This is a genomic window from Roseibium sediminicola, from assembly GCF_023156505.1.
GTDB classification, from domain to species: domain Bacteria; phylum Pseudomonadota; class Alphaproteobacteria; order Rhizobiales; family Stappiaceae; genus Roseibium; species Roseibium sediminicola.
The window spans coordinates 16,072-36,244 of record NZ_JALNMJ010000033.1 but is presented as its reverse complement, the minus strand read 5'-3'; the positions used below and the strand labels follow the sequence as shown (position 1 = coordinate 36,244).

The 20,173-nt window shown below is 62.6% G+C and carries 21 protein-coding genes; 8 read left to right on the top strand and 13 right to left on the bottom strand.

From position 1 onward, the window contains the following. Positions 1 to 91: 91 nt before the first annotated feature. The 10 genes from M0H32_RS27280 to M0H32_RS27235 all read right to left on the bottom strand — a co-directional run bounded on the left by M0H32_RS27280 (position 92) and on the right by M0H32_RS27235 (position 10,098). Entirely contained in the window at positions 92 to 1,117 is a 1,026-nt protein-coding gene (locus tag M0H32_RS27280) for a trans-3-hydroxy-L-proline dehydratase (RefSeq protein WP_248159739.1), read from the bottom strand. An 11-nt stretch (positions 1,118 to 1,128) separates the two neighbouring features. Continuing rightward, positions 1,129 to 2,232, bottom strand: a complete 1,104-nt coding sequence (locus M0H32_RS27275; protein ID WP_248159737.1) for a cis-3-hydroxy-L-proline dehydratase — start codon at positions 2,230 to 2,232, stop codon at positions 1,129 to 1,131. Positions 2,233 to 2,254: 22 nt separating this feature from the next. Then, positions 2,255 to 3,505, bottom strand: a complete 1,251-nt coding sequence (locus M0H32_RS27270; protein ID WP_248159735.1) for an NAD(P)/FAD-dependent oxidoreductase — start codon at positions 3,503 to 3,505, stop codon at positions 2,255 to 2,257. A gap of 57 nt (positions 3,506 to 3,562) precedes the next feature. After that, positions 3,563 to 4,993: an aldehyde dehydrogenase family protein gene (locus M0H32_RS27265; RefSeq protein WP_248159733.1), complete on the bottom strand. Its 1,431-nt coding sequence runs from the start codon at positions 4,991 to 4,993 to the stop codon at positions 3,563 to 3,565. Positions 4,994 to 5,008: 15 nt separating this feature from the next. Next, positions 5,009 to 5,941: a 4-hydroxyproline epimerase gene (locus tag M0H32_RS27260; protein ID WP_248159731.1), complete on the bottom strand. Its 933-nt coding sequence runs from the start codon at positions 5,939 to 5,941 to the stop codon at positions 5,009 to 5,011. Further along, positions 5,932 to 6,891, bottom strand: a complete 960-nt coding sequence (locus M0H32_RS27255) for a dihydrodipicolinate synthase family protein (RefSeq protein ID WP_248159729.1) — start codon at positions 6,889 to 6,891, stop codon at positions 5,932 to 5,934. The genes M0H32_RS27260 and M0H32_RS27255 overlap by 10 nt, the downstream gene beginning before the upstream one ends. Before the next feature lie 91 nt (positions 6,892 to 6,982). After that, positions 6,983 to 7,705 carry an amino acid ABC transporter ATP-binding protein gene (locus M0H32_RS27250; protein ID WP_248159727.1) on the bottom strand — a complete coding sequence of 241 codons (723 nt, stop codon included), beginning with the start codon at positions 7,703 to 7,705 and terminating at the stop codon, positions 6,983 to 6,985. Beyond that, on the bottom strand, positions 7,702 to 8,364 hold the full coding sequence (locus M0H32_RS27245) for an amino acid ABC transporter permease (protein ID WP_248159726.1): 663 nt from the start codon (positions 8,362 to 8,364) through the stop codon (positions 7,702 to 7,704). The genes M0H32_RS27250 and M0H32_RS27245 overlap by 4 nt, the downstream gene beginning before the upstream one ends. A gap of 12 nt (positions 8,365 to 8,376) precedes the next feature. After that, positions 8,377 to 9,039 carry an amino acid ABC transporter permease gene (locus tag M0H32_RS27240; protein ID WP_248159725.1) on the bottom strand — a complete coding sequence of 221 codons (663 nt, stop codon included), beginning with the start codon at positions 9,037 to 9,039 and terminating at the stop codon, positions 8,377 to 8,379. A 258-nt stretch (positions 9,040 to 9,297) separates the two neighbouring features. Next, entirely contained in the window at positions 9,298 to 10,098 is an 801-nt protein-coding gene (locus M0H32_RS27235) for a transporter substrate-binding domain-containing protein (protein ID WP_248159724.1), read from the bottom strand. A gap of 264 nt (positions 10,099 to 10,362) precedes the next feature. On the opposite strand from M0H32_RS27235, the gene M0H32_RS27230 reads away from it, so the two are divergent. The 3 genes from M0H32_RS27230 (at position 10,363) to M0H32_RS27220 (ending at position 13,622) form a co-directional block, all read left to right on the top strand. Further along, complete coding sequence (locus tag M0H32_RS27230; protein WP_248159723.1) at positions 10,363 to 11,022, top strand: GntR family transcriptional regulator; 660 nt, start codon at positions 10,363 to 10,365, stop codon at positions 11,020 to 11,022. Between the two features lie 195 nt (positions 11,023 to 11,217). Then, positions 11,218 to 12,564, top strand: coding sequence for a B12-binding domain-containing radical SAM protein (locus M0H32_RS27225; protein ID WP_248159722.1), 1,347 nt, complete (start codon positions 11,218 to 11,220; stop codon positions 12,562 to 12,564). Beyond that, positions 12,561 to 13,622: a hypothetical protein gene (locus M0H32_RS27220; RefSeq protein ID WP_248159721.1), complete on the top strand. Its 1,062-nt coding sequence runs from the start codon at positions 12,561 to 12,563 to the stop codon at positions 13,620 to 13,622. Before M0H32_RS27225 ends, M0H32_RS27220 begins: the two co-directional genes overlap by 4 nt. Here M0H32_RS27220 and M0H32_RS27215 read toward each other — a convergent pair. Next, the gene (locus M0H32_RS27215; RefSeq protein ID WP_248159719.1) at positions 13,603 to 14,406 is read right to left on the bottom strand and encodes a class I SAM-dependent methyltransferase; all 804 of its coding nucleotides are present in this window, start codon (positions 14,404 to 14,406) and stop codon (positions 13,603 to 13,605) included. The genes M0H32_RS27220 and M0H32_RS27215 overlap by 20 nt on opposite strands. Next, complete coding sequence (locus M0H32_RS27210; RefSeq protein ID WP_248159718.1) at positions 14,403 to 14,972, bottom strand: phytanoyl-CoA dioxygenase family protein; 570 nt, start codon at positions 14,970 to 14,972, stop codon at positions 14,403 to 14,405. The genes M0H32_RS27215 and M0H32_RS27210 overlap by 4 nt, the downstream gene beginning before the upstream one ends. Before the next feature lie 394 nt (positions 14,973 to 15,366). Between M0H32_RS27210 and M0H32_RS27205 the strand changes: the two genes are divergently transcribed. From M0H32_RS27205 to M0H32_RS27185, 5 genes are all read left to right on the top strand, one after another. After that, a complete protein-coding gene (locus tag M0H32_RS27205; protein WP_248159717.1) occupies positions 15,367 to 16,827 on the top strand; it encodes a sensor histidine kinase in 1,461 nt (486 codons plus the stop codon). After that, entirely contained in the window at positions 16,824 to 17,531 is a 708-nt protein-coding gene (locus M0H32_RS27200) for a response regulator transcription factor (RefSeq protein WP_248159716.1), read from the top strand. Before M0H32_RS27205 ends, M0H32_RS27200 begins: the two co-directional genes overlap by 4 nt. A 132-nt stretch (positions 17,532 to 17,663) precedes the next feature. Beyond that, positions 17,664 to 17,891 (top strand): hypothetical protein, encoded by a 228-nt coding sequence (locus M0H32_RS27195; RefSeq protein WP_248159715.1) that lies wholly within the window; start codon positions 17,664 to 17,666, stop codon positions 17,889 to 17,891. Further along, entirely contained in the window at positions 17,866 to 18,999 is a 1,134-nt protein-coding gene (locus M0H32_RS27190; protein ID WP_248159714.1) for a patatin-like phospholipase family protein, read from the top strand. Before M0H32_RS27195 ends, M0H32_RS27190 begins: the two co-directional genes overlap by 26 nt. 93 nt (positions 19,000 to 19,092) lie before the next feature. Then, the gene (locus tag M0H32_RS27185) at positions 19,093 to 19,407 is read left to right on the top strand and encodes a hypothetical protein (protein ID WP_248159712.1); all 315 of its coding nucleotides are present in this window, start codon (positions 19,093 to 19,095) and stop codon (positions 19,405 to 19,407) included. Positions 19,408 to 19,424: 17 nt separating this feature from the next. Here M0H32_RS27185 and M0H32_RS27180 read toward each other — a convergent pair whose 3' ends face one another. After that, complete coding sequence (locus M0H32_RS27180) at positions 19,425 to 20,108, bottom strand: hypothetical protein (protein ID WP_248159710.1); 684 nt, start codon at positions 20,106 to 20,108, stop codon at positions 19,425 to 19,427. Positions 20,109 to 20,173 lie beyond the last annotated feature (65 nt).

Sequence of the window (20,173 nt, the reverse complement as noted above, 5' to 3'; positions counted from 1 at the left end):
CTTTCGATTTGTGTCATGTTTCGAAGGGCTTCCATAAATATTCGTTTTCTTCTAACTGCTGAAACCTCACCGATTGATCGATGCGCATACCTTACGCGCCCCAAGTGTCGCTGAGCCGGTAACCCGTCGGCCAGGGATCGCTCGGGTCCAGCATGTGCTGGTGAATGCCGGTGACCCAGCCGCGCCCGGATATCTCCGGAATGATGCCTGGAAGACCGCCGACGGTCTGCTCGGCAACGATCCGGCCGGTGAAGGTCGAGCCGATGATCGAGACCGCTTCGAACGTATCGCCAACCTTCATCTGCCCCTTTGCCGCCATCAGCGCCATGCGGGCGGAAACGGCTGTGCCTGTCGGCGAGCGGTCGACCTTGCCGGGCTGAATCGCGACTGCTGACTTTCCGGTCAGGCCCGTCTCCGTTTTCGACAGGGGACCGCAGAAGGCACAGAAGGAAATGTGATCCCAGTCCGGGTTGTCCGGATGGGTAAAGCCGAGTTGTTCGTTTGCGGCGTTGGTGATCTTCACGCCAAGCCGGGCAATGTCCTTGGCTTCGTCCTCGGCGATCGCAAAGCCAAGCGCCGCGGCATCGGTCACGACAAAACTGTCGCCGCCATAGGCCGTGTCGACGCTCAAGGTACCAAGGCCTTCGACTTCCAGCGGCGCAGAAAGTTTGCCGGCAAAACTTGCCACATTCTGCACAAAAATCCGCTCCGCCTTGCCGTCCCGGCAGTCGGCCCGGACCCGTACCAGACCGCCCGGCGCTTCCAGCACCATTTCAGTGACCGGTTCACTCATCGGCACGATGCCGCCATCGAGCAGCACCGTGGACACGCAGATGGAATTGGAGCCGGACATGGGCGGCGTGTCCTCCGGTTCCATGATGATGAAGGCGGCGTCCGCCTCCGGGTGTTTTGGCGGCACCAGCAGGTTGACATGTCGGAACACCCCGCCGCGCGGTTCATTCAGCACGAAATTCCGAAGTGTCTCGTCCCTGGCAATGAAACTGCGCTGCTCCCAGAGCGTTTCGCCCGGCGGCGGGGTCACGCCGCCGACAATGACATCGCCGACCTCACCTTCGGCATGGCAGGAAATCACATGGATCGTCTTGCTGCTGCGCATGGCCGGGCCTCTCAGGAGTAGCGGGCGACCGGCTCGCCCAATGCGTCGAAGATCGGCGTGATGCCGAGACCCGGCCGGTCCGCCGCGGTCATCCGGCCATTGACGCGTTTCGGCGCACCTTCGGCAATATCCACCGTGCCATAACTGTTGAAGTCGGTCGCCGAGAAGGTGAAGTCCGAGGGCGTCGAGCGCGCCAGATGGGCAATCGCCGCCGTGGCGATGTCACCGCCCCAGGTGTCTTCAATTGTCATTGGGAGGCCGTGGACAACACAGAGATCGCGCATCAGCTTGGCCTTGGTCAGCCCGCCGACCTTGGAGATCTTCAGGTTGATGCAGTCCATGGCGTCTTCGGCAATGCCGCGCACCAGCATGTTCGGCCCGTCGATCACCTCGTCCAGAATGAAGGGCAACCCGGTGCGCCGGCGGATGGAAACGCTCTCCTCATAGGTGAGGCAGGGCTGCTCGATATAGACATCGAGGGACGAAACGGCACCGACCACACGGGCCGCCTCGTGCCGGGTCCAGCCGGTATTGGCATCGGCGACCAGCAGGTCGGAGGATTTCAGGACCGCTCGGGTGGCGTGGATCCGCTCGATGTCGTCATTGGCGTCGCCGCCCACCTTCAGCTGAAACTTGGTGTAGCCCTCGGCAGCATAGCCTTCGATCTTCTTCGCCATGATTTGCGGGTCTTCCTGGCTGATCGCCCGGTAAAGCACCACGTCGTCCTGGGCCGCGCCTCCCAAAAGCGTATAGACCGGCTGGCCCGTCGCCTTGCCCAGAAGATCCCAGCAGGCAATGTCGATCGGTGCCTTGGCATAAGGGTGACCGCGCAAGGCCGCGTCCATCACCCGGTTGATCTCGCCGATATTGAGCGGGTCCTGGCCAATCAGGTGCGGCGCCAGTTCCTGCAGGCCCGCGCGCACACCCAGTGCATAGCTCGGCAGATAGGCGGAACCGAGCGGGCAGCATTCGGCGTAGCCCTTCAGGCCCTCGTCGGTTTCGACCTCCACCACCGTGCTGTCGAAGACATCGACAAAGTTTCCATTGGACCAGCTGTAGCGCCCTTCCTTGAGAGGAAGGTCGACCTGGTAGACATTGATGGCCGAGATTTTCATGAATGATCCTCCTGAAAGGGCGTTAGAAACGGCGCGCGGAAAAGGCGCTTGTGTCGATGGAAGCGGATGTTTCTGCGGCAAGACTTGCCACAAGTTCCGCTGTGCCGGCGGATTGGGTCAGGCCCAGATGGCCGTGGCCGAAGGCGTAGACAATCCGGCGGTCGCTCGGTGACCGGTCGATCACCGGCAGGCTGTCCGGCATGGACGGACGGAAGCCCATCCACTTCGTGCCGCCGTCCGTTTTCAAGGCGGGCAGGAACTGCTTGGCCTTGCCAAGCAGAATGTCGGCACGTTTGTAATTCGGCGGCAGTTTCAAGCCGCCAAGTTCGACGGCACCGCCAACCCGGACACCGCCATTGATCTTGGTGACCACGAAGCCGTGGCCGGAGAAGGTGAGATGGGTCCTGAGGTCGAATGCCCCTTCGGGCAGGGTCGTGTTGTAGCCACGTTCGGTTTCCAGCGGGATCCTGTCGCCGAGACCGCGCGCCAGGTGATGCGACCAGGCACCGGCGGCCACCACCACCCGTTTACCGAAGAAACTGCCGGAACCGGTCTCGAGTTCGACACTGCCCTCACCCGGCACAATGCGCACCACGTCAGCGCTTTCTGTCCGGCCATTCCGCGCCTCGAAAACGGATGTCAGATGCGCCAGCCAGCGTGCAGGATCCACCGTGTTGATCCAGTCAGGCGTATAGGCGGCATGCGTGAACCGGGGATCCAGACCCGGCTGAATATCGGCAATCGCATCCGGGCTTTCCAGAAGCTTGAAGCGGATGCCGTGTTTGCGGCGCAGCTCCCAGCCCGGCAGGCTGGCCTGGTATTCGCGCAAGCCTTCATAAAGCTGCAGCTGACCTTCGCGCTGGAACAGGTTGGCGCTGCCGAGATCGGCGCTCTGGCGTTCAAGCGCGGCCTGCGACAATTGCATCAGCGACGCTTGCGAGGTGAGCGAAGCCTGATAGCGGTCCGGCCAGCTGGCGCGCCAGAAGCGCAGCATCCACGGCGCGATCTTGAACGCATAGGCGGGCGGGACGGACAATGGGCCCAGCGGATCGAGCAGCCATTTCGGTGCCCTGCGCATGATGCCGGGCGTTGCCAGCGGAACGATGTCAGTGAAAGCGAACGCCCCGGCATTCATTTCCGATGCCTTGCGCGTCGCCGACGGCCGGTCCAGCACCAGCACCTTGTACCCTGCCTTTTGCAAGGCAAGCGCCGAGCTGAGGCCGATGACCCCGCCGCCGATGACGATGATGTCGTGGACGTTTGTGTCCGTCATGAATGCGACCTTGAAAAAAGCGCTTGCGGAGCGACCCGCTCCGCAAGCAAGGCTGCCTTAAGGAAGGGTGTAGGCCGTCTTGACGGTGGTGTAGAACTCGGCCGCGTAACGGCCCTGCTCGCGCGAGCCGAAGCTGGAGCCCTTGGTGCCGCCGAACGGCACGTGATAGTCGACACCCGCTGTCGGCAGGTTGACCATCACCATGCCCGCCTGGGCGTTCGCCTTGAAGTGGCTGGCATGTTTCAGGCTGGTGGTGCAGATGCCCGCGCTCAGGCCGAACTCGGTGTCATTGGCAACTTGAAGCGCCTCATCATAGTCCTTGACCCGGATCACGGACGCGACCGGACCGAACACTTCTTCCTTGTTGATGCGCATGGCATTGTTGGTCTCGGTGACAAGGGCCGGCGCCATGTAGAAGCCTTCGGTCTCCTTGTTGAGCCGTTCGCCGCCCTGAACCTTACCGCCTTCTTTCGCCGCAATGTCGACATAGGACAGGTTCTGCTGCAGCTGGCGATCGTCGACCACCGGTCCCATCTGGATGCCGGCTTCTAGCGCATTGCCCACCTTCATCGCCTTCATGGCATCTGCGAGTGCAGCGACGAACTTGTCGTGAATGCCCTCGGTGACCACGAGACGGGAGCTTGCCGTGCAGCGCTGGCCCGTGGAGAAGAAAGCACCGTTGAGACAGGCGGCCACCGCCAGATCCAGATCGGCATCGTCCAGAACCACCATCGGGTTTTTGCCGCCCATTTCCAGCTGGACCTTTTTCAGGTGCTGGCCGCAGGCCGCCGCAATACCGCGCCCGGTCGGCACGGAGCCGGTAAAGGAAATGGCGTTGACCTTGGCGTGTTCCACGAGACGCGGACCGATTTCGGAACCACGGCCCATCACCAGGTTGACGACGCCCTCAGGCAGGCCGGAGCGGGATAGGATCTCGACCAGCGCATGGGCGCAGCCCGGCACCAGCTCGGCCGGCTTCAGCACAACGGCGTTGCCGTAACAAAGCGCCGGCGCGACTTTCCAGGCAGGGATCGCAATCGGGAAGTTCCAGGGCGTGATCATGCCGATGACGCCGACTGGTGAGCGGGTCACGTCCACCTCGACGCCGGGCCTGACGGAGGCAAGCCGGTCGCCGGTCTGACGCAAGGCTTCGCCGGCAAAGAACTTGAAGATCTGTCCGGCGCGCGCGGCTTCGCCGACACCTTCGATCAGCGTCTTGCCTTCCTCGCGCGACAGCAGCCGGCCGATCTCTTCCTTGCGTGCCAGGATCTCGGTGCCGACAAAATCCAAAACATCGAAGCGCTGCTGCGGCGTGGAGGCCACCCAGCCGCGGGCCGCCTGATACGCGGCGTCAATCGCCTGATCGAGCTGCGCCGCATCGCCCTTGGCGGCATGGCCGACAATGTCGCTGATGTCGGACGGGTTGATATTGGCAACGCTATCGCTTGTCTCGACCCAATGGCCGCCGACGAAATTCTTGTAATCCATGACAAATATCCAGTGTTACAGGCGGATCCCGGAGCGGTAGGGATCCGCGGGATTGAAAATCAGGTTGGCGTCGGAGGTCACAAACGCCTGGCCGGTGACGGTCGGAATGACCCCGCCGTGTTCGCCCGGCTGGTAGCTGATCTGGTAGGTGCTGCCGATCACGCTTTCCTGCAGATAACTCTCGCCCGGCGCCAGCAGGCCGTCCGCCGCAAGGCACGCAAGCTTCGCCGAACACCCGGTGCCGCACGGTGAGCGGTCATAGGCGCCGCCCGGGCAAAGCACGAAATTGCGGCTGTTGGCCTCCGCGCTTTCCGGCGGACCGAAAAGCTCGATGTGATCGATCCAGGCACCGTCCCTGCCGGTGACCCCGGCCGTTTCCAGCGCGGCGCGGATCTTCAGCGTCAGATCGGTCAGCGGGCGGATGTTGGCACCCGTCAGCGCAATCGGACTGTCCTTGACCAGAAAGAACCAGTTGCCGCCCCAGGCGACATCACCCGTAACCTTGCCGACACCTTCAACCTCGACGGTGACGTCCTTTGCATGCCGATAGCTCTCGACATTGACCACGGCGACCGTGTTGGCATCGATGAGATCGATGCCGACCTGGCCGACCGGCGTGTCCAACCTGTGCGAGCCGGGTCCGATCTGCCCCAGATGCGCCAGCGTGACGCCGAGGCCGATGGTGGCGTGACCGCACATGCCGAGATTCTGCAGGTTGTTGAAGTAGATCACGCCGGCCGCGCAGGCGGGATCGTCCGGTGGCACCAGCAGCGCGCCGATGATGGCGTCGTGGCCGCGCGGCTCCAGCACCACGGAGGCGCAGAAGTCGAGATGCTCCGCCTCCAGCCGAGCCGCACGAGCCGCGAGGCTGCCCGATCCGAGATCGGGCCCGCCTTCCAGCACGACGCGGGTCGGTTCACCCGCCGTATGGCTGTCGATTACGCGCATTCGGCGATCACGCCTCCCTGCGTGCACCAGTCCGCATACCAGCTCTTGAACAGCGCGTATTGCGCTTCAACATAGTTGCGCTGCGCGTCGGTCAGTGCGTCGGTCTCATTGAAGTGCAGCCGGTATTCTGCGTCACCGTTCAGCACCATCAGATGCTTGTAATAGAGCACCAGGTCCGGGCCCTCGTCGAAGCTGGACAGAACACCAAGCGCCTCTTCCAGTTCCTGGGCCCGTTTGCGCGCTTCCGCATGGCCTTCGGCGGCTTTCTTGCAAAGGTTCACAAGGTGCAGGACCTGCTTCGGGATGGCGTTGCCGATGCCGGTAATCGCACCGGTGGCACCGCAATTGATAAAGCCGTGATAAACTGCGGTGTCGACACCCACCATCAGCGTGACCTGATCGTCCTGCGAGGTGATGTTCTCCGCCGCATAGCGCAGATCGTCGAGCCCGCCGAATTCCTTGAAGCCAATGAGGTTCGGGAATTCGCTGCGCAAATCGAAGAACAGGTCGGCACGGGTGGCAAAGCCGTAATAGGGACTGTTGTAGATCACCGCCGGCAGGTTCGGCGCCGCCTTCAGGATTGCGCTGAAATGGTGCCGCTGAGCGGTCACCGAGCTGCCGCGCGACAGAACCCGAGGGATCACCATCAGGCCATGCGCGCCGACCTTTTCCGCATGCGCCGCATGCGCAACGGCGGATTTGGTGTTGACTGCGCCGGTGCCGACCACGACCGGCACGCCGGCCTTCACCAAGCGCTCCACGCCTTCCATGCGCTCGGCATCCGTCAGCAGCGGCCAGTCGCCCATGGAGCCGCAATAGACCACGGCGGACATGCCTGCGGCGATCAGCTCCTGGCCCTTCTTAACCAGCGCATCGTAATCCGGCGTGCGGTCGGCCTTGCACGGGGTCATCAGGGCCGGCATCGTGCCGGAAAAGATATTGGACGTCATCGTTTACTCCTTGAAGGTCAGGCCTGCCGCAAGTGGTTCCCACGCACCGGGCACGGACCCTTGAGGCCTGACAACTGGTATTGGCGCCGGGTCAGCGCACGTTAGCAAGAAATTTTCGGGTGTTCTCGGATTCCGCCTGGCCGAAGATCTGCGCGGGCGGACCGATCTCTTCCATCACCCCCTTATGGAAGAAGGCAACCCGGTCGGACACGTCCCGGGCAAAGCCCATTTCATGGGTGACGCAGATCATGGTCATGCCTTCCTCGGCCAGGAGCCGCATGGTGTCGAGGACCTCGCCGACCAGCTCCGGATCGAGCGCGGAGGTCGCCTCGTCGAACAGCATGTAGGTCGGCTCCATGGCAAGTGCCCGGGCGATCGCCAAGCGCTGCTGCTGACCGCCCGACAGGGCATTCGGAAAGACATTCAGCTTGTCTTCCAGGCCGACATGTTTCAGCTGCTTCTCGGCGATCTCCTTGGCTTCTGCCTTCGACTTGCCTTTGACGATGCGGGGCGCCAGCGCGACATTTTCAAGCGCGGTCAGATGCGGAAAGCTGTTCCACTGCTGGAACACCATGCCCAGCTTCTGGCGCAGCTTGTTGATGTCCGTGCCCTTGGCATGCACATCCGTACCGTCGACGACGACCGAGCCCTTCTGGATCGGTTCCAGGCCGTTGATGCAATAGAGCAAGGTTGACTTGCCGGAGCCGGACGCGCCGATGACGGAGAGCACCTCGCCTTTTTGAACGTTGAGGTCGATGCCTTTGAGCACCTGCAAGGCGCCGAAGTATTTTTCAAGGCCGCTGATCTCGATCATTGAGCCCACCTTTTTTCCAGTTGTGCGGCATAGCGCGAGATCGGGAAGGACAGCGCGAAATAGAACGCGCCGGCGATTGAGAGGATCAGGAAGGGTTCCTGCGTCCTTGTGATCAGGATCTGGCTGGCCTTGAGAAGCTCCACGTAACCGAGCACGGAGACCAGGGCAGAGTCCTTCATGACGCCGAGCGCCACGCCGACCCAGGCCGGGAACACCGCCCGCCCGCCGATCGGCAGCACGACATAACGCATGTCCTGCCAGTAGCTCATGCCGAGGGATCGGGCCGCCCGGCGCATCGGCTTGCCGACCGCCTCGATGCCGCCGCGGGCGACGTTGGCGACCAGGGCCGCGGTATAGATCGTCAGGATCACGGTGCCCGAACCGAACGGGTCGAGATCGAGCCCGACAATCGGCGCGAAGTTATAAAACAGCACCAGCTGGATGATCAGCGGCACGGAACGGAAGATGTCGAGCACGGGCGCCAGGGTCAGCGTCGCCCAGAGCCGGCCTTCGTAGAGCATCCAGCCGAAGAAACCGCCGAGCACCGTACCGATTGTGACCGACAGAGCCGAGATCCAGAGCGTGCGCAGCGCGGCTTCGCCCAGGAACCAGAAATCGTTGACGTTGAAGCCGGAGAAGAAACTGATGGTTTGGTTCATGTCACGCTTCCCTCAGTACCGGAACAGACGCATGGCGAGCAGCCGCGAGGCAACGAGGATGATCTTGACGATCACGTAGTAGATGATCGCGGTCACCGCGAAATACTCGAAGATGCGGAAGGTGCGGCTGGCGAAGAACTGGGTCTCGCCGGACAGCTCGCGGAAACCCACCAGCATGCCGAGCGAGGACATCAGCACCGCCCAGACCATCTGGTTGGTCACCGGGTGATAGACGATCTTGAACACCTGCGGGATGATGATGCGGGTATAGGCCTGCCAGGAGGTCATGCCGAGCGAACGCGCCGCCCGGAGCTGTGTGTCCGGCACCGCTTGAAAGCCACCGCGGAAATTCTCCGCAAGGTATCCCGCGCAGTTGAAGCTGAGGCCTGCCAGCACGATCAGGAACGGTGACAAATGCACGCCGAAGGCGCCGAGGCCGAAGCCGAAGAAGAACAGCTGGAACAGCGCCGGCGTGTTGCGCGCCAGCTCGACCCAGCCGGTCGCCAGCCAGTAGAGCGGGCCTTTCAGCTTCAGCCGGATCAGCGCCAGCGCCAGGCCGATGACAATGCCGATGATCATCGACAGCGCCGCCACCTGAAGCGTCAGCAGTCCCGCTTCCAGCAGGTCCGGCAAGCTCTTCAAAACCGGCCGCCAATGGAAATTATAGTCGAACATTTTCTAGCTTTTGCTCCGGCGACCCAGCCAGTTAAGGCAAGGATTCACAAGGTATTCTGGGTGTCACCCCGGACAAGCGAAGCGCCGATCCGGGGCCTAGGCGCAGTGCAGCTTGCAGAAGCCGGGGTTCTTTCCGAGGGCACTCGGTGTTTCATCCGACCGCCCTGGAAGTGAGTGGGCCCCGGGTCTCCCTCCGGTCGCCCGGGGTGACACTCGTGTTTGCAGCGGACAATGGGTTCGCCCGCCGAAAACTATGCCTCAGTACATCACGCCCGGAATACGCAGTTCCGGAGCTTCGCCGCCGACATATTTGCCCCAGAGCTCGGCATAGCGGCCGGAGCGGACCTGGTGGGTGACGAACAGGTTGAGGTAGTTCAGCCAGGTCACGTCTTCGCGCTTGCCGACGACGGAGGTGTAGTCCGTGGTCCAGGGCATGCGCGGGCCGGCCTCGACGGTTTCATACTGTTCGGTGATCGGCTTGACCGCCGTGTTGGTGGTGATGCCGATATCGGCCTTGCCCTGGGACACGGCCAGGAACACCTCGTTCTCCGACTGGTAGCCCTGGTAGAGATGCTCTTCGCCCCATTCGGCGGCGATCTTCAGCCACTCCTGCTCCGGCACGGTGCCGATGGCGGCGGCGACGCGCTTGCCGCGAATGTCTTCAAACGTCTTGATGCCGCTTTCCGCATTGACCACGCCCTGGGCGTAATAGATCGCGTAGGGAATGGTGAAACCGACCGTGCGCGCACGGGCCAGGCTGTCGGAGGTCGCGCCGAAAACAACATCGGCACGGCCGGTGACGATCATCGGCAGGCGCTCGGCCCAGGTCACCGGATAGATGATCGGCTCGACCTCGAGCGCGGCGGCCAGGTCGTTGCAATATTCAACGTCAAAGCCGGCCGGTTCGTTGTTTTCGTCCCGGTAGCCGATCGGCGGGAAGTCGAGCACCACGCCGCATTTGAGCTGACCGCGGTCGACGACGTCGTCGAGCGTGTCGGCCTGTGCCGGCAGGGCGGCGGCGAGCGACAGGGCGGTGGCAGCCACGAATTTCTTGAACATGATTTCCCCTCTTCTTTCTTGAAGATTTTGACCCGGAGCTTCCCGTGCCCCGGGCCTTCATTCGCTGGTCCGGTCTTGAGGCCGTGTTCCCGCCGTCGTCGGACCGCGCCTGGCGCCGGGGCGTCCTCTACCCCGGAAATTCGTCTGGCCGGAGATTGATAAACCAGATTGGATCCAATATTCAATATAAAATATTCAAAATGATTTTCCCTTCACCGCGGCGGACGCATCCCGTAAAAGGTCGCTTCGAGGAGAACTGGCTTCATGAAACTGAAATCGATGGACATTTCCGCAACCGCATCGGCGTCGACGATCGTCTTCAACGCCCTACGGAAAGCCATAATCGAAGGCCAGCTCGAAGAAGGCGAACCGCTGCGCCAGGACGAGATCGCCCGGCTCTTCAACACCAGCCGCATCCCGGTGCGAGAGGCGATCTCCCGGCTGCAGGAACAGGGCCTGGTCAGGACCCAGCGTTACAAGGGTGCCGTCGTGGCTGGCCTGTCGCCGAAGGAAACCGCCGAGATTTTCGATTTGCGGGCTCTGGTCGAGCCGGAAATCATCCGAGATGCCGTGCCGCGCATGTCGAAGGAGCTGCTGGCCGAGGCGCGCGAGAAATGCGCCGCCTTTTCCTCCGCCACCGACCCGATGGCCTATGGCGATCTCAACCGTGACTTCCACGAAACCCTCTACAGCGCCAGCGAGCTGAAATTCTTCCAGGAGATCGCCGACAACGCCATCGACCGGGTCGAACGCCAGATCCGCGCCCAGCTGGTCATGTCCAACGGCATGGAACGCGCAGGGCGCGAGCATTTCGGCATTCTGGAAGCCTGCGAAAACGGCGATGCAGACCTGGCGTCAAAGCTGACCCGCGATCATATTCAGGGCGCCAAGGCTTCGTTACTGAAGCATTTGAAGCAGGACTGAATAGCCCACTTGGCTGAACAGGCGCCCCTCAACATCGATGATCAGGCCCAGCACAACCAATAGTATTTATATTGAAAATATCGCCAAAAAGTCGAGCAAATCTTCACAATTAAACAACTTGACTTAGCGTAAGGAGACATCGCCAAATACGGACAGAGTATTGAACATCTGACCCGGCATTTGGAGATCTATGACATGGTGCGCGCCCTGCTGGTCCTGCCGCCGCTGCCGCAGCCCATGAACGCGCCTTACCTTGGCCAGCAATATATTGCTGCCGCCTTGCTCGCGGCCGGTCATACGGTTCACTGCCTCGACCTTGCAAACCTGTCGGAGACCCAGGCGGCGGCGCGTCTTGACGACCAGGTGCGTGCCTTCCGGCCAGATTTGGTCGGCATGACCCTGTTCACTTACAACGCTCTTGCCGGCTACCGGCTCACGGAAACTCTGGCGGCAACAGGCGCCCTCCTCATCGCAGGCGGCCCCCATCCGACGATCCTGCCCGATGAACCCCTGGCCCACGGTTTTGACCTTTCCTTGAGCGGCGAAGGCGAGCACGCCATTACCGCGGTCGCGGACACTCTTGAAAAGGGCGGTGACTTCACGGCCATTCCCGGGCTGCACAGCCGGGCCGGCCGCGGCCCGCCCAATGCCGCCATCGAGGACCTCGATGCCCTGCCCTTTCCGCATCTGGCGGCCGCGACCGTCAGGCTCGACGCCGTGGCGGGCGGCATCCTCACCAGCCGGGGCTGTCCGGCAAGGTGCACCTTCTGCGCCAATTACGTGACCGGCCGCGCCTACCGCTGGCGCAGCCCGGAGAACGTCGTCGCCGAAATGCGGACCCTCCGGCGGGACTTCGGCCTCAGTCATTTTCCTTTCTGGGATGACGCTTTCACAGCGCGGCGCCCCCGGCTTGAAGCCCTGTGCGACGCGATCCTGGACGAACCGGAACTGGCGGGCGTGACATGGACCTGCATCACCCCGGGCAACATGGTGCTGCCTCGCGACCTGGAACGCATGCGGAAAGCCGGCTGCGTGGCGATCAATTTCGGCATCGAGAGCGGCGACGCCACCATTTTGCGCGCCATCCAGAAAGGACAGACACCCGAAAAGATCCTTGCCGCGGTTCAGGCCGCCAAGGCCGCCGACATGACCACAATCGTCAATTTCATGTTCGGCTTTCCGGGCGAAGGCCCGGAAGAACTCGCCAACACCCATGCGCTGATGCGGCGGCTGGCGCCGATCACCGACTTCTTCAACAATTTCGGTGTGCTGGTGCCGTTTCCCGGCACGGCCATCTACGACCGCTACCACGCCGAATACGGCTTTTCGGGCTGGTGGCTCGATCCGGACCGGATCCCGTCGGCCCCAGCCGCCGATCTCGGCCGCGATCCTGCGCTTGAAAAGAATTTCTTCTCCTACGACCCGCATGTGAGGGACAGGATCGCCGATCTGGTCCGGTGGAAAGCGGATCACAACGCGGCCTGGGCAAACCGGCAGGCGGCCGCGAACGAAACCATACACGTTACAAGGAGGATTGCATGATGAGACCCGGTTTGCGTCCGACCAGGATTTCCAAACACGCAGCGGAATTCGCCGGCAAGACGGCGAAGTCGATGGCCAGGAAAGCTGCCCAGCAAACCGGAGGCGCCGCCTCCAGGGCACAGATGATTGCCAAGGAAACCGCGAAGGCGCTTGAAAAGGCCCCCACCGAGGCCAAGAAGGCGGGCCACACCGCCTCGAAGGGGGCTCCGACCTGGAACGGGGACATCAGCAAGTTTACCGGCAATGCGGGCAACGGCGGCACATCGGGAGCACATGGCGGCACGAGCCAGGCGGAGACCTGGATGGCGGTCGAGCAGATGGTGTTCATTTCGACCGGCTCCTCCGGCAGCGGCCAGAGCGGGCAGAGCGGTCAGGGCTCCTCCGCGCCGGCCTTCACGACAGCCGATCAGGCCGCGGTGATCGAGGCCATCAAGGCCGCCGTCAAGTTCGCCGTCGACATGTGGAAGATGAGCGCCCATTTTTCGGACCTCAAGATCATGGCGATCAGCGCCATCGGCACCCCAGGCTGTCTCGATGGGCCGCAGCTTGAATCGCATATCCGCAGCCATGCCAAGATCCAGAGCCTCAGCGGCGCGGCGCGCGACATGGCCAACGGCATCGCCGAGGCGTTTTCCGACAGTTTCTTCCTCTGGCAGGACGCAGTCACGGTGCCGGGCCTGCCCTGGTACCCGGCTTTCGCCGCCTATCCGGGACCGGCCGCTCCCCCCATGCCGAACATACCCATGCCCTTGGCCAGCTGCGTCTCAAGCCGGGCAACCAAGCTGACGCTTGCCTCGGAACTGTCCGACGCCATCACGCAGGCCCTGCCGGCACCACTGAGCAGCGAAACGGATTTCATCAATCGGGTTGCGGCAGGTCTCGCCCTGGCAGCGTCCACCTGGTTGCCCTCCGCCCAGGTCATGAATGTCCTCGGTTTTGGGCCGGTCCCCACCTTCGCACCGCCTTATGTGCCGGTCGGTCCGGTGATGAACGGCACCAATATTGCGGCTCCCGGCCATCTGGCGACAGCCCCGCAGTTCAACCCGATGATTTTCTGAACGGACGCGAGCCCATGATGAGGGCCCAGCTCTCCCACCGCCAGGAGGCCGGATCGAGGTCGCGCGCTACCTCGGCCACGACCGCAGGCCGCTCTTCGGGGTCAAGCTTGCCGAGCAGGATGTCATTGACCGGCGGCAGGGTCATCCAGTCGCAATAGGCTTCCTGGGTCAGGTGATGCACGACACTGGTCCGGGACATGGACAGCCCCTGATCCTGAAAGGTCTTACCGAGCCTGTCTTCGGTCAGGGGAGGTGGCGCTTCGGGCGGCGGCTTGCCGAGGTTCAGCCGGCTCAAGGCTTCGGCAATTGCCGTCAGCCACGGGTCCGTCCCCCCGCCTGGCGCATCGGCTTCCCCCAGATAGGCAGCCGGCAGGGACACCGCCAGAAGGCCTCCGGGCGCGACGAATGCCGCCAGCTCTTCGATGACCGCTTCGGCTGGTCCCATGGCCCAGAGCGCCGCGCCGCAGGTCACCCGGTCGAAGACCTGCCCGGCGGGCGCTGCGGCCAGCCAGTCGATCGGCAAGCCTCTTGTCCGGGCTTCACCCACGCTCCGCATGGCATCGGCCATCTCGACGGCGGTCACCACGTCCTTGGCTCCGAGTTGTTCCAGACAGGCCAGCGACGTGCAGCCGATCCCCGCCGCGACATCGAGCACCTTGTGGCCGGGAGCGATCCCCGCCGCATTGACCAGCGCTTCGGCCGCGAAGCGGTAGCGGTCATGGCGCTCCGTAAAGATCCGGTAGCGCTCCGCGGTCACAGGCTGGTTCCAAAGTGAAAGGCTCATGGCGCCTCCAGGGCGAAGCGCAGATCAAGCGACAGCCGGGGCCGGTCCGCGCTGCGGTTGGGCAGGCTCCGATGCGGCGTCAGTCCGGAAAACAGGAGCACGTCTCCCGGAACGCAGTTCATGGTCCGCCAGCCCCTGTCCGGAACGTCGATCAAGCCTGTCGCGTCATGATCGGCAAGTTCCGGTTTGGGCGCGGCAACCTCCAGCGCCCCAAGCTCCCTGCTGCAGTCAACAAGTGGAATCCAGGCGATCCAGAGGCCGGGCGCCTTGCAGTACCACCCGTCCTGATGTGCCGGTGTGCCGTGAGCTTCCCCCGGGAAGGTGATCCGGCAGACATCGGCGCCAATCGGGGCCATTCCCGGTCCGCACACCGCCGTGACGGCTTCCAGGAGCTGTGGATCCCCGCGCAGGGCCTCGACCTCCGGACTGCCCAGAACCTCGGCCAGAAAACCTACATATTCAGGAGCGCCGTCCCCAAACCGCATGCCGCGCATCGGGTCCGTGGCCCGTCCGCCCCGGTCAATCCAACCTCGTTTGCAAGCCGCCTCAAGGACCAGTTCAGCCACCGCAGCCACCAGATGCCGTTCAAGCGCCTGCTGCAACAGGCATGGGCCTGCCGCAGGGAAACGAGAACTCTCCCAGAGCCTTGGCACCGTCTTCCTCCGGGGTCAGCATAGACATCGGCCAACAGCATGCCCCCGATCGGGCCATGATGTCGAGTTGCAGATGCCATGCCGGTATAACTCCCAATGCTGCATGGCCTCGCACCCACGACGGTCAACATCGGTACAATTACAAAGTGTCAAACCCGGGATTCCACCTATCAATCCTAGTCAATTCTGACAAAATCTCACCAGAGTCGCAGTCTTTCGGTGACACTTGCCTAAAAATAAGGCTGCTCGGATCCGAAGCACCAATCTGTGACTTGAACCGGCTACGCTGTTCGGTCATCACAAGATCATGATCGATCTCAAGACGATGCTGCTCCTGGAATTTGCCACTGCGACCTTCATGGCAATCGCCTGGATGCTCGTCTGGATTTTCTGCCGGCAAATCTATGAGCTGAAGGTGATTGCCGCCGGTTTCGTCGCCGTTGCCGTGGGTCTGTTTCTCTATCTGCAACGGGGACCCGACCCGTCGCTTCTGCGCATCGTCACCGACAACATGGTCATCAAGTTCGGCCTGGTCCTGTGGGCCGACGGCCTTGCGCGCTTCCTCGGCCAGAGGCGGGTTTTTTGGATCGGCGTGGCCTGCCTCGCCGCCCAGGGTCTCTCCTGGAGTGCCGCGGTGATCTACATTCCGGAGGATCTCGCGTTTCGCATTCACGCCTCGACCGCCTTCACCACGGTCATGATGGCGCTGATGATCCGTACACTGGCAGTGGACCGAAGTCAGCCGCGGTTTCTGCGCTGGATCACCATTGCCCTCCTCGCCGAATATGTCGGAGCGAGCCTGCTTCAGAGCGCCCTGGTTTATCTCCATCCAGCAACTGTCGCGAACAGCCGGGTGCTGTCCGACATCAATACCTGGTACTTCTTCCAGGGACACATGTTCATCGTCGGCTTTTTCATCTGCCTGGTCTTCATGGTCGGCATGCGCCTGTCGATGGATCTGCGCGACCGCAACACCGCGCTCGGCCGGGAAGTGTCGATCCGGCGGCGTCTGGAACAGGAACTTTCGGCCAGTCTGGAAGGCGAAAAGACCGCCCGCAAGGAACAGCGTCAGCTGATGCGCATGGTCAGCCACGAGTTTCGCACGCCCCTGGCGGCCATCCGCTATGCCAGCGACATGCTGTCCGTGATGCTGCCCAATCCGGAGGAAGCCGTCTCCAGGCGGATCCGCGGCATTGACGAGGCGGTCTCACGCATGACCATGCTGATCGACCGGTTCCTGTCGGGCGAACGCCAGGAGGAAGGTGTCCTGAAAATAGAGACGGTCGATATTCCCGTGCTTGTGCGGGAAATCCAGCAGCATTTCGATCACGCCGGGCTCGGGAGCCGTCTGTCCTTCACCGGCGTCGCCCGGCCGCCCGGTTTCCGGGCCGATGTCGAGATGCTGAAAACCGTCATCGTCAACCTGATCGACAACGCTCTGAAATATTCCGGCGAGACGGACCCCGTCGGTATCGACATCGCGGTCCGGGACGATCTTCTGGTCATCGAAGTCACGGATCAGGGCATCGGCATCCCGGAAGAAGAGATCGACCGGATCGGCCTTCGTTTCTATCGCGCCTCCAACACCAGCGGCACCGGCGGCAGCGGCCTGGGGATCCACACCTGCAAGCAATTGGTCGGCTATCATGCCGGCAGCCTCGAGCTGCGGCGGCGCAAGGGCGGCGGCACGCTCGCCCGCGTGCACCTGCCTGGCGCGGAGGCCGACTTGAAGCGACCCGCGAAACAACCGATGGCGGAAACGGTATGAGCAGACTTCTGATCGTCGAAGACGAAACCGTCCTGCGCACGGATCTGGTGGACTATATGTGCCTGAACGGGTTCGAGGCGGTTGGCGTCGGCACGGCTGCGGACATGCATGTTGAGCTCGCGGGCGCCGAACCGCCCGATGTCATCATTCTCGACATCTCCCTTCCCGACGGCAACGGTTTCGAATTGGCCAAGGACATCCGTGCAGGCCTGAATTGCGGCATCATCATGCTGACGGCCCATGGCGATCCGGAAAGCCGGGTCCAGGGGTTCGACAGCGGCGCCGACATCTATCTGGTCAAGCACACCTCCTTGCGGGAAATCTCCGCGGCCGTGCAAAGCCTGTTGCGGCGGCTGGCGCCAGAGACGGAAGAAGCGGCTCCGCTACCTCAATGGCATCTCGACGCCACCGCGTGGAAGCTGCTGGCGCCGGACGGCAAGGTCATCCGGCTGACGGCAACGGAAAACACCTTTGTCAGCACATTGATCGAACATTCCGGCGAGACCTGCACAAGGGATGAGCTCTCGCAGATCCTGTCTCCCAGGCAGACCCAGTTCGACAACCGGCACCTGGACGCGGTGGTCAGCCGCCTGCGGCGCAAGATCATCGGCAACACCTCGGTCGAGCAACCGATCAAATCGGTCTATGGCGTCGGCTATTCCTTCGGCGCTCCGGCGAAAATAAATCACAAACAACCGGCCTGATGGGGTCCAGCGGTAGCATTTGCTGAAGGTCGTTTCTCCAGAGGCCTGACAGAAACGCTCGGATCGATAGGCAAAAGCCACCCACACCATCTGGAAAAGGCCTGCTGAAGCGCCCTCATCACGGGGTTGTGAATGGCCCACCATATTTTTGCACTGCAACATAACCTATTCGATGCGGCAGCCGGCCCGGAGATCCGTTCCGGCGGGTTTCCCTTCCGGACAGGATTGCGTCCGGCAAAACCAAAAGAAACCAGGGACATTCGGAGGAAACGTTTCAAGGCGGGCCTGTTGGCGGCCTGCCGGTCGGCATTGCTTTTTGGAAAGGAAGCGGATCTTGAAACGAGACAAATCCACCCCTGAGGCCCTTCGCCTCAATCTTGCGCTGCAGGGCGGCGGGGCCCATGGAGCCTTTACCTGGGGCGTTCTGGATCGCCTACTCGAAGAAGACAGATTTGCGGTCAATGCGGTCTCCGGCACCTCGGCCGGAGCCATGAATGCCGCGGCCCTGGTCAGCGGGCTGATGCGGGGCGGCCGGGAAGAGGCGCGCCGGTCGCTTGAGAGTTTCTGGCGCAAGGTGTCGAGCCGCAGCCGCTTCAATCCCTTCAACATGTCGACGGCACAGGCCGTCCTCAGCAGTCTCGGCATTGACCGGGACACTCTGCCGGCGCTGTTCAGCTCCGGCACGCCCCTGTTTTCACCCTATGACCTCAATCCCGCAGGCTTCAATCCGCTGCGCGAAATCATCCAGGACACCGTTGATCTGGAGGCGATCGCCCGCGCACCGATCGGCCTTTACGTGACCGCGACCCATGTCGCCAGCGGCGAGGCCCGCATCTTTTCCAACGATGCGATCAGTGCCGACGTGCTGCTGGCGTCGGCCTGCCTGCCCGCCCTCTTTCACGCGGTCGAGATCGATGGTGCGTTCTACTGGGACGGCGGCTATACCGGCAATCCGAGCCTGATGCCCCTGGTGCCGGACACCGGTGCCTCGGACTTGCTTCTGGTCCAGACCAGCCCGACCTGGCGCGCCGACGTGCCCCAGGACGCCCGGCAGATCGCCCTGCGTGAAAAGGAGATTTCCTTCAATGCGCCCTTGATCAAGGACCTGCGCCTCCTGGCCGAACTGCAACGCCAGGCATGCCGCAAACCGCCCGTGAAAAGGGTCGGTTTCCTGTCCGGACGCGGCAAAGGCAAAGGCAAAACGGTGGAACACTTGACGGCCCATAGCGCCATCGCCGATCTCAGGCTGCACCGCATCACCGGCGCCGGGATGAACGGACGCAGCGGCCAGTCGAAGCTCAATTCCGCCTGGGCCTTCCTGAAGGAGTTACGCGACGAGGGCCGTCATGCGGCGGGCGAGTTCCTGACCATCCATGGCCGCGACCTCGGCCACCGCTCCAGCCTCGACCTGACCGGTTTCCTGCAATCGGGGGCCGAGACGACCGAGACAAAGGCCAAAGCCTCCTAATTCCACACAGACCCAGGGCCTTATCCGATCTTTGTGTGAACCACACCGTGTTCTGCGCGTTTGCCTTCAAGGAAACCCTTTAAGGAGGATGCCATGCCTTATGTGCTGAACTTTGGAACCAGCCTCCGCCTTGGAAAACTCATTCTGGCGGCGGCTCTGCTTATGGCTGCCGCGGTTCCCGCGACAACAGCGGAGACGGTCGAACCCAGTGTTGTTTCCCCCGGAGAGGAGACGGCGCGCACCGAACAGCAGGACCCGTCCACCAGCGTCACGACCAGATGCAACGGTATCTTGAAACCCGCGCCTGTCGGTGATCGCGACCTCGTCGAACCGGCCCCTGAAAAAGGCAGGATGCCGGTGCTCGACCCGGAAGACATTCCGGCCCAGCCTGCGCCAGACCAGAATTAGGGTCTGTTCCCAAGAACTCAGGAACGCAGCAGCCGCTTGGTCGATCCGACCGCGGTCGCGATCTGGGAATAGTGGACCTTGCGCTTTTCCGAATTTCCGGCGGATCTCAGCAGCTTGGTGACGGTCTCATCGATGGCTGCAGCGGCTTCCCGGTTGGCCTGCGCCTGATTGGCCTTGGAGACCGCGCGGTAGCTTGTCCTGCCCTTGGTCGCGCGCGGAGCGCCGCGATCCTGGTACTTGTTCACAATCCCTTCCAGCTTGCGCGACAGGCTTCTGAGATCCCGGGCCGCCTGCCGGTAATTGGGCCGGTTGTCGATGGTCGACGCGGCGCGGGAAAGCGCAATCCTGAGGCAATCGATTCGGTATTCCGGCCGCAGAGTGTCCTTGCATTCGCTGGCGCCATTGCTGATCAGCCAGGCAACACCCCGCGTAACCCGGTCGCTGAGGCCATAGGACTCGCTCAAGCGGGGATCCCGCTCGTCTCCAATCCCATCCGAAGTGGAACTGTGCGACGGCTCCGACGTGGTTTCGTTGTACTGGATCCGGTAAAGACGTTGTGAAAGGTCGGTCTGCGGCAAGCCGGACAGGACCGACAAGCCGGTCGGCAGAACGGCGGCCTGGACCGGCCAGACCGTGGCAAGGGCAAACCCCGCCGCGACGACAGCCGACACCGATCTGCGAACAATCCGCTTCTTCAACATGACACCCCCTATCAGCTTGGACGCGTCGCTGGCACTGCCGTTAAACTCAATCTTTGGCAAACAAC

Coding starts and splice junctions, on each gene's coding strand:
- M0H32_RS27235 (WP_248159724.1), bottom strand. CDS start 10,098: ATGTTCAAGAAATTCGTGGCTGCCACCGCCCTGTCGCTCGCCGCCGCC.
- M0H32_RS27195 (WP_248159715.1), top strand. CDS start 17,664: ATGGCCCACCATATTTTTGCACTGCAACATAACCTATTCGATGCGGCA.
- M0H32_RS27280 (WP_248159739.1), bottom strand. CDS start 1,117: ATGCGCAGCAGCAAGACGATCCATGTGATTTCCTGCCATGCCGAAGGT.
- M0H32_RS27245 (WP_248159726.1), bottom strand. CDS start 8,364: ATGAACCAAACCATCAGTTTCTTCTCCGGCTTCAACGTCAACGATTTC.
- M0H32_RS27215 (WP_248159719.1), bottom strand. CDS start 14,406: ATGAGCCTTTCACTTTGGAACCAGCCTGTGACCGCGGAGCGCTACCGG.
- M0H32_RS27275 (WP_248159737.1), bottom strand. CDS start 2,232: ATGAAAATCTCGGCCATCAATGTCTACCAGGTCGACCTTCCTCTCAAG.
- M0H32_RS27240 (WP_248159725.1), bottom strand. CDS start 9,039: ATGTTCGACTATAATTTCCATTGGCGGCCGGTTTTGAAGAGCTTGCCG.
- M0H32_RS27270 (WP_248159735.1), bottom strand. CDS start 3,505: ATGACGGACACAAACGTCCACGACATCATCGTCATCGGCGGCGGGGTC.
- M0H32_RS27255 (WP_248159729.1), bottom strand. CDS start 6,891: ATGACGTCCAATATCTTTTCCGGCACGATGCCGGCCCTGATGACCCCG.
- M0H32_RS27230 (WP_248159723.1), top strand. CDS start 10,363: ATGAAACTGAAATCGATGGACATTTCCGCAACCGCATCGGCGTCGACG.
- M0H32_RS27185 (WP_248159712.1), top strand. CDS start 19,093: ATGCCTTATGTGCTGAACTTTGGAACCAGCCTCCGCCTTGGAAAACTC.
- M0H32_RS27250 (WP_248159727.1), bottom strand. CDS start 7,705: ATGATCGAGATCAGCGGCCTTGAAAAATACTTCGGCGCCTTGCAGGTG.
- M0H32_RS27225 (WP_248159722.1), top strand. CDS start 11,218: ATGGTGCGCGCCCTGCTGGTCCTGCCGCCGCTGCCGCAGCCCATGAAC.
- M0H32_RS27220 (WP_248159721.1), top strand. CDS start 12,561: ATGATGAGACCCGGTTTGCGTCCGACCAGGATTTCCAAACACGCAGCG.
- M0H32_RS27180 (WP_248159710.1), bottom strand. CDS start 20,108: ATGTTGAAGAAGCGGATTGTTCGCAGATCGGTGTCGGCTGTCGTCGCG.
- M0H32_RS27260 (WP_248159731.1), bottom strand. CDS start 5,941: ATGCGCGTAATCGACAGCCATACGGCGGGTGAACCGACCCGCGTCGTG.
- M0H32_RS27265 (WP_248159733.1), bottom strand. CDS start 4,993: ATGGATTACAAGAATTTCGTCGGCGGCCATTGGGTCGAGACAAGCGAT.
- M0H32_RS27205 (WP_248159717.1), top strand. CDS start 15,367: ATGATCGATCTCAAGACGATGCTGCTCCTGGAATTTGCCACTGCGACC.
- M0H32_RS27200 (WP_248159716.1), top strand. CDS start 16,824: ATGAGCAGACTTCTGATCGTCGAAGACGAAACCGTCCTGCGCACGGAT.